The sequence below is a fragment of the Bradyrhizobium sp. I71 genome, assembly GCF_022354745.1.
GTDB classification, from domain to species: Bacteria; Pseudomonadota; Alphaproteobacteria; order Rhizobiales; family Xanthobacteraceae; genus Bradyrhizobium; species Bradyrhizobium liaoningense.
Genome location: NZ_CP059398.1, coordinates 1461918 through 1473692, shown reverse-complemented (window position 1 = coordinate 1473692; position 11775 = coordinate 1461918). Strand labels below are relative to the sequence as shown.

The 11775-nt window shown below is 65.0% G+C and carries 17 protein-coding genes; 13 read left to right on the top strand and 4 right to left on the bottom strand.

The features are described from left to right. Positions 1–22: 22 nt before the first annotated feature. On the bottom strand, positions 23–352 hold the full coding sequence (locus FJV43_RS07295) for an iron-sulfur cluster assembly protein (RefSeq protein WP_239625757.1): 330 nt from the start codon (positions 350–352) through the stop codon (positions 23–25). A gap of 7 nt (positions 353–359) precedes the next feature. Beyond that, complete coding sequence (locus tag FJV43_RS07290) at positions 360–839, bottom strand: hypothetical protein (RefSeq protein ID WP_239629346.1); 480 nt, start codon at positions 837–839, stop codon at positions 360–362. Between the two features lie 341 nt (positions 840–1180). On the opposite strand from FJV43_RS07290, the gene FJV43_RS07285 reads away from it, so the two are divergent. Genes FJV43_RS07285 through FJV43_RS07275 form a run of 3 tightly spaced genes read left to right on the top strand, consistent with a single transcriptional unit; the run spans position 1181 to position 2118 of the window. Then, complete coding sequence (locus FJV43_RS07285; RefSeq protein WP_061026939.1) at positions 1181–1414, top strand: BolA family transcriptional regulator; 234 nt, start codon at positions 1181–1183, stop codon at positions 1412–1414. An 18-nt stretch (positions 1415–1432) separates the two neighbouring features. Beyond that, positions 1433–1768, top strand: a complete 336-nt coding sequence (gene grxD / locus FJV43_RS07280) for a Grx4 family monothiol glutaredoxin (RefSeq protein ID WP_239625755.1) — start codon at positions 1433–1435, stop codon at positions 1766–1768. Continuing rightward, positions 1765–2118 carry a (2Fe-2S) ferredoxin domain-containing protein gene (locus tag FJV43_RS07275; RefSeq protein WP_239625754.1) on the top strand — a complete coding sequence of 118 codons (354 nt, stop codon included), beginning with the start codon at positions 1765–1767 and terminating at the stop codon, positions 2116–2118. The genes grxD and FJV43_RS07275 overlap by 4 nt, the downstream gene beginning before the upstream one ends. Before the next feature lie 3 nt (positions 2119–2121). Here the strand turns inward: FJV43_RS07275 and FJV43_RS07270 are convergent, their stop codons facing one another. Both FJV43_RS07270 and FJV43_RS07265 read right to left on the bottom strand, forming a co-directional pair. Further along, positions 2122–2532 carry an ArsC/Spx/MgsR family protein gene (locus FJV43_RS07270; RefSeq protein ID WP_239625752.1) on the bottom strand — a complete coding sequence of 137 codons (411 nt, stop codon included), beginning with the start codon at positions 2530–2532 and terminating at the stop codon, positions 2122–2124. A gap of 10 nt (positions 2533–2542) precedes the next feature. Beyond that, positions 2543–2977: a response regulator gene (locus FJV43_RS07265; protein ID WP_239625750.1), complete on the bottom strand. Its 435-nt coding sequence runs from the start codon at positions 2975–2977 to the stop codon at positions 2543–2545. A 392-nt stretch (positions 2978–3369) separates the two neighbouring features. Between FJV43_RS07265 and nifH the strand changes: the two genes are divergently transcribed. From nifH to FJV43_RS07215, 10 genes are all read left to right on the top strand, one after another. Further along, a complete protein-coding gene (gene nifH / locus FJV43_RS07260) occupies positions 3370–4260 on the top strand; it encodes a nitrogenase iron protein (RefSeq protein ID WP_061026969.1) in 891 nt (296 codons plus the stop codon). An 86-nt stretch (positions 4261–4346) separates the two neighbouring features. Next, the gene (locus tag FJV43_RS07255; protein ID WP_239629345.1) at positions 4347–5039 is read left to right on the top strand and encodes a nitrogen fixation protein NifQ; all 693 of its coding nucleotides are present in this window, start codon (positions 4347–4349) and stop codon (positions 5037–5039) included. 7 nt (positions 5040–5046) lie between these two features. Next, positions 5047–5532, top strand: coding sequence for a Fur family transcriptional regulator Irr (irr, locus tag FJV43_RS07250; protein WP_239625749.1), 486 nt, complete (start codon positions 5047–5049; stop codon positions 5530–5532). A gap of 141 nt (positions 5533–5673) precedes the next feature. After that, on the top strand, positions 5674–6855 hold the full coding sequence (gene nifV / locus FJV43_RS07245; RefSeq protein WP_239625747.1) for a homocitrate synthase: 1182 nt from the start codon (positions 5674–5676) through the stop codon (positions 6853–6855). Positions 6856–6862: 7 nt separating this feature from the next. Then, positions 6863–7609, top strand: a complete 747-nt coding sequence (gene cysE / locus FJV43_RS07240; RefSeq protein ID WP_239625746.1) for a serine O-acetyltransferase — start codon at positions 6863–6865, stop codon at positions 7607–7609. Positions 7610–7621: 12 nt separating this feature from the next. After that, positions 7622–7951 (top strand): nitrogenase stabilizing/protective protein NifW, encoded by a 330-nt coding sequence (gene nifW, locus FJV43_RS07235; protein WP_239625744.1) that lies wholly within the window; start codon positions 7622–7624, stop codon positions 7949–7951. Between the two features lie 196 nt (positions 7952–8147). Continuing rightward, positions 8148–8990, top strand: coding sequence for an electron transfer flavoprotein subunit beta/FixA family protein (locus FJV43_RS07230; protein WP_239625742.1), 843 nt, complete (start codon positions 8148–8150; stop codon positions 8988–8990). Positions 8991–9009: 19 nt separating this feature from the next. Next, positions 9010–10116 (top strand): electron transfer flavoprotein subunit alpha/FixB family protein, encoded by a 1107-nt coding sequence (locus tag FJV43_RS07225; RefSeq protein WP_239625741.1) that lies wholly within the window; start codon positions 9010–9012, stop codon positions 10114–10116. A gap of 14 nt (positions 10117–10130) precedes the next feature. Beyond that, entirely contained in the window at positions 10131–11438 is a 1308-nt protein-coding gene (locus tag FJV43_RS07220) for an FAD-dependent oxidoreductase (RefSeq protein ID WP_239625739.1), read from the top strand. 38 nt (positions 11439–11476) lie between these two features. Beyond that, on the top strand, positions 11477–11773 hold the full coding sequence (locus FJV43_RS07215; RefSeq protein ID WP_239625737.1) for a ferredoxin family protein: 297 nt from the start codon (positions 11477–11479) through the stop codon (positions 11771–11773). Positions 11774–11775 lie beyond the last annotated feature (2 nt).

Below are 11775 nucleotides of genomic sequence, written 5' to 3'. Positions count from 1 at the left end.
TGATTGGTCTCTGGTTGTTCCGCTAGAGCAGGCCGAGCTCGAGCTTGACGTCGTCGGTCATCCGCGATGAGTCCCAGGGTGGATCGAACACCAGCTGCACCGCGACTTTCTCGATGCCACCGATCTCGATGACAGCCTTCTCCACCCAGGACAGCATTTCGCCCGCGACCGGACAGCCCGGCGCGGTCAGCGTCATGTCGATCTCGACCAGGCCGTCGTGCTTCGGCTCGATCCGGTAGATCAGGCCGAGGTCATAGATGTTCACGGGGATTTCGGGATCGTGAACCGTCCGCAGCGCGGCGATGATGCCCGCGATCAGCGTCTCGTTGTCGGCAAGCTCTGTGGTCGTCATCGCCACCTCACTGAAGCCCCTCGGCGAGTGCCGCAACGACCGACCAGCCGACCGTTCCCGTCGGGTCGAGCCGGCGCAGCGCAGCCAGCAGTTCGTGGGCCTGCTGTCGTTCGTCCTTGCGAAGATGGATGAAGGCGAGCGCCTTCAACGTGTAGAGCGCGAAGCGGCCGGCGCCGTCCGGCAGCTCGGCCTGCGGCTGCCAGCGACGCCAATCGGGGCTCCAGCCGGCCTGGTGAGCGGCCTCCCGCAGCCCGCGCTCGGCGATGCTCAGGGCCTCGTCGAGCCGCCCACGATAGGTGTGGGTTTTGTAGAGGCAAAAATAGACTGCGAGCTCGGTCGGGGCCGCATCCAGGGCCTTGCGGAAGATCCGATCGGCCTCGATAGGGTCGTGCCGGTAGCTCACCACGCCCTGCTGGAGAAGCGAGTCGATCTCGGGCGCGAGCTCGCCGAAATTGATGCCGTCGGAGTCGACGAGCACGTTCGCCATCATTGGGATTGGCCGCCGATCGCCCAATCTGCTGGAGTCTGTGCGAGACAATTCGAGTTCCTCTTCTGGCGTATCGGAATACGGATGCAACCTTGCAAAGCAAAAGCCGGGCCGAATGACAAACGCCGCGAAAGCGCGTTCGTTTGGAGGCGCTGCGAGCCATCGTCGCAGTGTCCGGAGCGAAGCCGTCGGCGTTCGTCACGTCATCGACATGCATGCAGGCGGCGTTGTCGCAAGTCGGACATCGCGGCGGCGCCGGGCACGCAAGTCCCTCTGAACACACATGTTCCGAAACTGGTTTGGCGCTTGCATGGACCAGGCGCGGAGCAGGAGTGTGTAACATGGCAATGGCGGGACCGGAGATCGAGCAATTGATCAGAGAGGCGTTTCCGGACGCTCATGTGATCGTGACCGATCTCGCCGGCGACGGCGATCATTACGGCGCGCGCGTCGTCTCGCAGGCGTTTGCCGGCAAGAGTCGGATCCAGCAGCACCAGATGGTCTACGCCGCCTTGAAGGGACAGATGGGCGAGGCGCTGCATGCGCTCGCGCTCGAAACGGCGGTGCCGACGTGAATATGGAAGGATAGAAGCATGAGCGAACCGACCGAACAACGCATCAGGGACATCATTGCAGGCAGCGACGTCGTGCTGTTCATGAAGGGTGTTCCAGCTGCGCCGCAATGCGGCTTCTCAGGTGCCGTCGTGCAGATCCTGAACGGCCTCGGCGTGCCCTTCACCGGCGTCAACGTGCTCGCCGATCCCGACATCCGCGAGGGCATCAAATCGTTCTCGAACTGGCCGACCATTCCCCAGCTCTACGTCAAGGGCGAGTTTCTCGGCGGCTGCGACATCGTGCGCGAGATGTTCAAGCTGGGTGAGCTGGCCGCAGTGCTGAACGACAAGGGCGTTGCGGTGGCGGCGTCATGAGCGACGGAATGACCGAGGAGTTCGAGCTTCCGCAGCTCTATCGTCATCACGTCTTCGCCTGCCACACCCAGCGGCCTCCCAGCCATCCGCGCGGAAGCTGCGGAGCGTCCGGCGGCGGGCCGCTGTGGGAGCGGCTCGGCAAGGCCATTGAAGCGAAGGGGTTGACTGACGTCGGCTTCACCGCATCGGGCTGTCTCGGCTTCTGCGCCGCCGGTCCACTGATGGTCGTGTACCCCGGCGGCGTCTGGTATCGGCCGACAACGCCGGAGGACATCGACGAGATTGTCGAGCAGCACCTCGCGCAGGGCCGGCGCGTCGATCGCCTGGTGATGGTGCTGGCGCGGAGCTGAGCCTCACGGCTCCGCGCAATGCGGCATTGCCTCCGGCCGTGTGCAGCCCTCGAGGCCGCTTCGCTCGCCGCCGAGCAGGGATGGGACCGGTTCGCGATCGAAGCCGGCGCATCTGGCGCCGCCAACGTCGATCAGCGGACGCCGGATCAGCAGGGGATCGTCCAGCATCAAGGCGATTGCATCTGCTGCGTCGATCTCTGCCGGCTTCAATTCACCGGATTTGATCCGCGGCGCCGCCGGGTTGAACCAGGACGTGACGGGCGTCGCACCGAAGAAGGCGAGCAGACGCTCTGCCGTCCACGGCTCGGTGAGCAGGCTCTTCGCGATCACCTGATGACCCGCCGCCTCCAGCGCGCGGATCTGCCGAGCGTTGGTCCCGCAACCGGGCTTCTGATAGAACAGGATGGTCGCCACGCGGACGTTCCTATTTCATCATGCTGAGCTGGACCAGGGGCGCAGCACCGCCACGCCCGAGGATGGTGTCTACCTTCTTGCGGACGCCTTCCAAGGTCAGCGGTTTCACCACGGCGCCATGGGCACCGGCCTTCATCGCCTCGACCGCGGTGGTCTCGTCGGATTTGTCGGTGACGATGAGAATGCGCACGCCCGGAAACTTCGCGCCGAGCTCGCCGATCAGAGCAGGGCCGCGAGCCTTCAGGAAGGAGACGCCGAGCAGCACGACGTCGGGCTTCAGCCAGTCCACGCCCTTCTCATAGGCCTCCTCCAGAGTGGCGAGCTCATGCGTCTCGATCTCGTCGTGCAGCATGAACTGGAGCGCCGCGCGGGTGATCTCGTCCTCGTCGACCACGAACACGCGCCGCTGGTCGACTGCCTTGGCCGTCTCGACACCGATCTGCATCCGTCATTCTCCTCGAATTGTTTCACCTCGTGGATTAGCAATTTCCGTTCCGCGTGCACGCTGCGGAAATCGCGGTGCGTTTGCACCGCAATCGCCGCGAGTCTTGTCCGGTTTCTGACAGAGGCCCTACCTCTGTAGGGTTCGACACAGCTTCTGTCGGCTGCCTGGGTCGAAATATTTCGCGAGCGCGATCAGCGTCTTAGTGAGCGCGCCGCGAATGGCACGCCAGTTGCTATTTGGATGCAGCAACAACGAGTGAGGGCTGAGAACACGCCGACGCCGCTGGCGAGCGATGTTCTCCTTCCCGAACCCCGCGGGCCCACGCTTCTGAGAGAGAAGCAATCTCGCGCGAGTAGCGCGGAGTCATTGGCAATCGGTTGATGGAGAGCAACATGTCTTCACTGAGACAAATCGCGTTTTACGGCAAGGGTGGTATCGGCAAATCGACGACGTCGCAGAACACGCTCGCGGCGCTTGCCGAGATGGGTCACAAGATCCTGATCGTCGGCTGCGATCCCAAGGCGGACTCGACCCGCCTGATCCTGCATGCCAAGGCGCAGGACACCATTCTGAGCCTCGCGGCCAACGCCGGCAGTGTCGAGGACCTCGAGATCGAGGACGTCATGAAGGTCGGCTACAGGGACATTCGCTGCGTCGAGTCCGGCGGGCCGGAGCCGGGCGTCGGCTGCGCCGGCCGCGGCGTCATCACCTCGATCAACTTCCTGGAAGAGAACGGCGCCTATGAGGACATCGACTACGTGTCCTACGACGTGCTCGGCGACGTCGTCTGCGGCGGCTTCGCGATGCCGATCCGCGAGAACAAGGCGCAGGAGATCTACATCGTGATGTCCGGCGAGATGATGGCGATGTACGCCGCCAACAATATCTCCAAGGGCATTCTGAAATACGCCAATTCCGGTGGCGTTCGTCTCGGCGGCCTGGTCTGCAACGAGCGTCAGACCGACAAGGAGCTGGAGCTGGCGGAAGCCATGGCCAAGAAGCTCGGCACCCAGCTGATCTACTTCGTGCCGCGCGACAACATCGTCCAGCACGCGGAACTGCGCCGCATGACGGTGCTGGAATATGCGCCGGAATCTCAGCAGGCCGAGCACTATCGCAAGCTTGCGCACAAGATCCACAACAACGCGGGCAAGGGTATCATCCCGACCCCGATCACGATGGACGAGCTCGAGGACATGCTGATGGAGCACGGCATCATGAAGCCGGTCGACGAGACCGTCGTCGGCAAGACCGCTGCCGAGCTCGCGGCAATGTCGGCCTGACCATCGTGCCGGCCTTCCTGAACGGGGAGGCCGGCACGTTTCGGCATCACCGGCGGAGCCCCTCCGTGATTGAAGCGCAAGTGACGATCGCAACGACATCGCCGGCGGGTCCCATCGCCGATGGCACGCATGCCGGAATAGAAGTCTATCGCGTCTTGACCGGTAGCGATCCGGCCGAAGCCGACATTGGTGACGACGACGATTTCGATCGACACGTGCTCGCTTCGGTCCTGGCGGCAGCTGTCATGGACGGCGGTCCGATCGCGGAGCGGGTCGGCCTGCCCGAACGGGACCTCGATGCGCTCCTGGCGCAATGCTTCCCATCCGTGCCGGCCCGGGCGTTTGCCTGGACAGGCGAGGGTGACGCGAGCGTCGACGACGAGACCGCCATGGTGCGCGATCTCCTGCTCACTCAGCGTTCGACCGACGGCGAGGTCGGCCGTTGGCTCGCGGCGATGGTGGCGCGGCGCGCGATGGAGCCGAACCATCTCTGGGAAGATCTCGGATTGCGCGAGCGGCCGGAACTGTCGCGTCTCCTGACCCGTCATTTCGCGCCGCTGGCGACCCGCAATACCAGGAATATGCGCTGGAAGCGCTTCTTCTATCGCATGCTGTGCGAGGACGACGGCTTCGTGATGTGCACGACGCCGGTCTGCACGCAGTGCAACGATTTCGACCTCTGTTTTGGCGAGGAGAACGGCGAGAGCCGCATGGCCGAGCGCCGGCGGGACTATTTGCGGGGCGACAGCGATCGGGTCGATGCCGCCCGAACGGCGTGAGGTGATCATGGACGCGTATTCCGAAAGGTCCTTTGTCGACGTGGCGGACGAAGGGCCATCTGCGTGCCACGTGCTCCGGGACGGTGAATGCTCCACGTTCCAGCGGTTGCGCGACGCCGGCCTGCGGCCGACACGCCAGCGCCTGTTATTGGCAGATTTGCTGTTCGGCCAGGGACACCGTCACGTCACAGCGGAAATGCTCTTTGCCGAGTCGGCGGAGGCCAACATCCAGCTGTCGCTGGCGACCGTCTACAACACGCTGAACCAGTTCACCCAGGCCGGGCTGTTGCGCCGGATCGGGCCGGATGGCTCGCGGTCGTTCTTCGACACCAACACGTCGGTGCATCCGCATTTCTACCTTCACGGCGAGGATGTCCTGATCGACGTGCCCGAGACGCTCGTCCTTGCGCAGATGCCCGAGCCCTTGCCGGGCCACGAGATCTCGCGGCTCGACATCATCATCCATGTCCGCCGCAAGTCCGCCGACACCTGACAGGCCTGTCTGAGCCTGTCGCATTTGCGACAAAGCGGGCGGTGCCGAGAAGTCAAGTAATCTCAATTGCTTGGCGATTATTCCGACAATGGCACGCAGGTTGCTGAACTCCTGATCGGAATGAATGACTGGAGTGCGCGGATGGTGTTTTCCAACACGACGAAACGACTGGATGGCGGTCAGCTCCCACTCGTCGTCCTCAACGACACCACGCTGCGGGACGGCGAACAGGCGCCGGGCGTCGCGTTCACCACTGCGGAAAAAGTCTCGATTGCGCGCGCACTGGCCTCGGCCGGCGTCACCGAGATCGAAGCCGGCACGCCCGCCATGGGCCATGACGAGGTGAGCGCGATCCGGGCGATCGTCGAGGCCGACCTGCCTGCGACCGCGATCGGCTGGTGCCGGATGCGGACGTCTGACGTCGATGCCGCGATCGAGGCCGGCGTCTCCATGGTGAATGTGTCGATCCCTGCCTCCGACGTGCAGATCGCCGCCAAGCTCGGCGGCGGACGGCCGGCGGCGCTGGAGCAGGTGAGGCGGGTGGTCGGCTATGCCCGCGACAGGGACCTCGACGTCGCGGTCGGCGGCGAGGATTCCTCGCGTGCCGATGTCGATTTCCTGGTCGAACTGATCGCCACCGCAAAGGCCGCGGGCGCGCGGCGCTTTCGCATAGCGGATACCTTGAGCGTGCTCGATCCTGACGCGGCCTTTGCGTTGCTGGCAGCGCTTCGGTCGACCACCGATCTCGAGCTCGAATTCCACGGTCACGACGACCTGGGCTTGGCGACCGCCAACACGCTTGCTGCAATCAAGGCCGGCGCGACCCATGCCTCCGTCACCGTAATCGGTCTCGGCGAACGGGCGGGCAACGCGCCGCTGGAGGAGGTCGCCGTCGCGCTCAGGCAGCTCTATGGCCGCGAGACCGGCGTGGTGCTGTCCGAGCTGGAGCATGTTGCAGCCGTAGTCGCGGCCGCGGCCGCGCGCGCCATCCCTCTGAACAAGGCGATCGTCGGCGAGCACGTCTTCACCCACGAGTCCGGCATTCACGTCGACGGCCTGTTGAAGGATCAGCGTACCTATCAGGCGCTGGATCCACGGCTGCTCGGCCGTTCCAACCGCATCGTGATCGGCAAGCATTCAGGGCTCGCGGCGATCACCGCGCTGCTGGCCGAGCTCCAGCTGTCCGTCAGCCCGGAGGAAGCAAAGTCCGTTCTCGCCCGCGTCCGCCAGCATGCCGTCGAGCACAAGGGCGCCGTTGCGCGCGAGACGGTGACGGCGATCTGGCGCGAGGTGCGCGAGCGCTCGCTCCTGAATTGCGCGTGAGGGTGCCATGGCCTGTGCCGTCGATATTCCGCTCGCCGAACCGTCCGCTCCCGGACCGGTCAAGCTCTCCCTGCTGAAGTTGATCCGCGAGGACGTCGGCTGCGTGCGCCAGCGCGATCCCGCCGCGCGCAGCCAGATCGAGACGCTCCTGACCTACCCCGGCGTCCATGCCGTCATCTGGTATCGGATCGCGAACCGGCTGTGGACCGGCGGCTGGCGCTTTCCGGCGCGGCTGTTGTCCTGGTTCGGGCGCTTCGCCAGCAATGTCGACATCCATCCTGGCGCGCGCATCGGCCGGCGTTTCTTCATCGATCACGGCGCCTGCGTCGTCATCGGCGAGACCGCCGAGATCGGCGACGACGTCACGCTCTATCATGGCGTCACCCTCGGCGGCACGTCGTGGTTTCCCGGCAAGCGCCATCCGACGCTGGAAGATCGGGTCGTGGTCGGAGCCGGCGCCAAGATCCTCGGGCCGATCACGGTCGGCGCCGGCTCGCGCGTCGGAGCCAATTCGGTGGTGATCGACAGCACGCCACCCGACGTCACCGTGGTCGGCATTCCCGCGCGCGTCGTGCGTCCGCAACTTGGTCATCGCCGCGTCGTCGGGCGGATCGATCTCGACCATCATTTGATGCCGGATCCCGTCGGCGACGCCATCGCCGTGTTGCTCGACCGCGTCGAGTTCCTGGAGGCGCGGCTGAGCCACATGCAGAGGCGTGCCAGGGATGCGGCGCACCCGCGCCACAGAGCCTGATGGAGACCGACAATGGCTGATGGAATCCTCGCGCGACTCAACGAGGCCTCGGCGGCCGAGGAGTTCTTCACGCTGCTTGGCGTCGACTACGATCCGAAAGTCGTCAACGTGGCGCGGCTGCACATCCTCAGGCGCATGGGCCAATATCTTGCCGGGGAGGATCTTGCCGGCGTGGCGGACGAGACCGTGGCGGAGCGGTGCAAGATCGTGCTGGAGCGGGCCTATGCGGACTTCGTCGCGTCCTCGCCGATCGACCAGCGCGTGTTCAAGGTCCTGAAGGATGCCGTCGCGCCGCAGCCGAAGCAGGCGCCGACATTGGTGCAGATCGGCTCGCTGAAGTGAGCCCGTGCTCTGTCGCATTTGCGACGCGTGTCGCAGCAGCGTTGTCGGCCCTACAGCCCGAAGCGGATGCAACCGATACCGTCACTGTTCTAAGTCGCTGTGTCCGCATCTGAATTTCGTCGTTCGCGCAGTTGGTACGACACTTGCTGTTCCTGCTCTGAACGAGGTTTTCCGAAGACGAGTCCTGGAGAAGCGCATGCACATCGTCGTCTGCATCAAGCAGGTCCCCGACTCCGCACAGATTCGCGTGCATCCCGTGACCAACACCATCATGCGTCAGGGCGTGCCGACCATCATCAACCCCTACGACCTCTTCGCGCTGGAAGCGGCACTCGAGCTGCGCGATCAGTTCGGCGGCGAGGTCACGGTGCTGACCATGGGTCCGCCGTCGGCCGAGGATTCCCTGCGCAAGGCGCTGACCTTCGGCGCCGATCGCGCGGTGCTGCTGACGGACCGCTTCTTTGCCGGTGCAGATACACTGGCCACGACCTATGCGCTCGCAACCGCGATCCGCAAGATCTCGACCGAGTTCGGCGCGCCCGATCTCGTCTTCACCGGCAAGCAGACCATCGATGGCGATACCGCGCAGGTCGGCCCCGGCATCGCCAAACGGCTTGGCCTGTTGCAGCTCACCTATGTCGCGAGGATCAGCGCGCTGGACCTGCAGGCCCGCACCATCGACGCGGAACGGCGCTCCGAGGGCGGCGTGCAGATCCTGCGCACCAGGCTGCCGTGCCTCGTCACCATGCTGGAGGCGACCAACCAGATCCGCCGCGGTGCGATGGCCGACGCCCTGCGTGCGGCGCGCGCGCCGATCGTGAAATGGAGCGCGCAGGACGCTGGTGTCGAGGACATCTCGAAATGCGGCCTGCGCGGCTCGCCCACTATCGTCAAGCGGGTGTTTGCGCCCGCGGCGCGCAGCGAGAAGGCGGCGCTGATCGAGGCCGGCGAGCAGCAGGCGGAGGCGCTGATCGACGCCATCTTCAAGCGCCAGCCGACGCTGGAGACCGAGCTCGCCGCGCTGGCGCGCGGCTATTGAGGCGAGGGGAACGAGCAACATGAGCACCGCACCGAAAGCCGCCGCACCCGCTGCGGGCCGCGCCGCGACCAAGAAGGAGCTGCCCGAGCACTTCAAGGCCTACAAGCACGTCTGGGTCTTCATCGAGCAGGAGCGTGGCCAGGTTCACCCCGTCTCCTGGGAATTGATGGGCGCCGGTCGCAAGCTCGCCGACAAGCTCAAGGTCGATCTCGCCGCGGTCGTGATCGGACCCGAAGGTGAGGCGACGCAGAGCGCCGCCGCGGAGTCGTTTTGCTACGGCGCCGATCTCGTCTACATGGTCGCCGACGATCTGCTCGCCGACTATCGCAACGAGTCCTACACCAAGGCGCTGACCGACGTCGTCAATACCTACAAGCCCGAGATCCTGCTGCTTGGCGCCACCACGCTCGGCCGCGACCTCGCAGGTTCGGTGGCGACGACGCTGCTTACAGGGCTGACGGCGGACTGCACCGAGCTCGACGTCGATGCCGACGGCTCGCTCGCCGCGACCCGGCCGACCTTCGGCGGCTCGCTGCTCTGCACGATCTACACGCTCAACTACCGGCCGCAGATGGCGACGGTACGTCCGCGCGTGATGCCGATGCCGGATCGCGTCGTGCGTCCGCTCGGCCGCATCGTCAGCCACCCGCTCGGCCTCGTCGAGGACGACATCGTGACGAAGGTGCTATCGTTCCTGCCCGATCGCGATTCCGCGAAATCCAATCTCGCCTATGCCGACGTCGTCGTCGCCGGCGGCCTGGGGCTGGGGTCACCGGAGAATTTTCAGCTGGTGCGCCAGCTCGCCACGGTGCTGGGGGCCGAATATGGCTGCTCGCGGCCGCTGGTGCAGAAAGGCTGGGTCACATCCGACCGCCAGATCGGCCAGACCGGCAAGACGATCCGGCCGAAACTCTATATCGCCGCCGGCATTTCCGGCGCGATCCAGCATCGCGTCGGCGTCGAAGGCGCCGACCTGATCGTCGCCATCAACACCGAGAGGAACGCGCCGATCTTCGATTTCGCGCATATGGGCATCGTCACCGACGCCATCAAGTTGCTTCCGGCCTTGACCGCGGCGTTCCGGGCCCGGCTGTCGCCGCATTCGCGCGACCGGATCGCCAGCTGAGACAGGAGCACGCCATGATCGAGGAGAAGTTCGATGCGATCGTCGTCGGGGCCGGCATGGCCGGCAATGCGGCGGCGCTCACGCTGGCCCAGCGCGGCCTCAAGGTGCTCCAGCTCGAGCGCGGCGAGTATTCCGGCTCGAAGAACGTGCAGGGCGCGATCCTCTATGCCGACATGCTGGAGAAGCTGATCCCCGATTTCCGCGAGGACGCGCCGCTGGAGCGACATCTGGTCGAGCAGCGCTTCTGGATGATGGACGACCGCTCGCACACCGGCCTGCACTACCGCTCCGACGACTTCAACGAGGAGAGGCCGAACCGCTACACCATCATTCGCGCGCAGTTCGACAGATGGTTCTCGCAGAAGGTCCGCGAGGCCGGCGCCATCGTGCTGTGCGAGACGACGGTGACTGAGCTCGCGCAGGACGCCTATGGCAAGGTGATCGGCGTTCGCACCGACCGCGCGGATGGCGAGATCCATGCCGACGTCGTCGTGCTGGCGGAGGGCGTCAATGGCCTGCTCGGCACCCGCGCCGGCCTGCGCGAACGGCCCAAGCCCGACAAGGTCGCGCTCGCCGTCAAGGAGATGCATTTCCTGCCGCGCGAGACCATCGAGGCCCGCTTCAATCTCAGGGGCGACGAAGGCATGGTGATCGAGGCCGCCGGCACCATCTCCCGCGGCATGACCGGCATGGGCTTCATCTACGCCAACAAGGAGTGCATCTCGCTCGGCATCGGCTGCCTCGTCGCCGATTTCCAGCGCACCGGCGAAACGCCCTATGGCTTGCTCGATTGCTTCAAGCGGCATCCGTCGGTCGCCCCGCTGATCGAAGGCTCCGAGGTGAAGGAATATGCCGCGCACCTCATTCCTGAAGGCGGCTTCAAAGCGATCCCGCAGCTCTATGGCGAGGGCTGGGTCGTCGTCGGCGACGCCGCCCAGCTCAACAATGCCATCCACCGCGAAGGATCGAACCTCGCGATGACCTCGGGCCGGATCGCGGCGGAGGCGATCTTCCAGGTCAAGTCGCGCAAGGATCCGATGACGGCGGAGAACCTGTCGCTTTACAAGACCATGCTGGATCAGTCCTTCGTCATCAAGGACCTGAAGAAGTACAAGGACATGCCTGCGCTGATGCACACCCAGTCGCAGAACTTCTTCCTGACCTATCCGGAACTCGTCTCGAAGGCGATGCAGAACTTCCTGCGCGTCGACGGTACGCCGAAGGGCGAGAAGGAAAAGACGACGTTTAAATCGTTCATCAAGGCGCGGTCGTGGAGCGGGTTGTTTGGCGACGCCTTCCGCCTCGCGCGCGCCTGGCGGTGACCTCAAGGAAACGCAAAACTGGCGATGGAGACTAGGCCATGTCGATCGAAGCATCCGTGCGTGTCGAGGACAAGCTGTTCTACAACCGTTATCTGGTCGACGCCGGCCGGGCCCACATCAAGGTGCGCCCGCACACCACGCCGTCGCCGGAACTCCTGACGATGCTGAAGGCCTGCCCGGCGCGCTGCTACGAGCTCAATGACAAGGGCCAGGTCGAGATCACAGTCGACGGCTGCATCGAATGCGGGACATGCCGTGTGATCTGCGAGGAGAGCGGCGACATCGAGTGGAGCTATCCGCGCGGTGGTTACGGCGTTCTGTTCAAGTTCGGCTGACC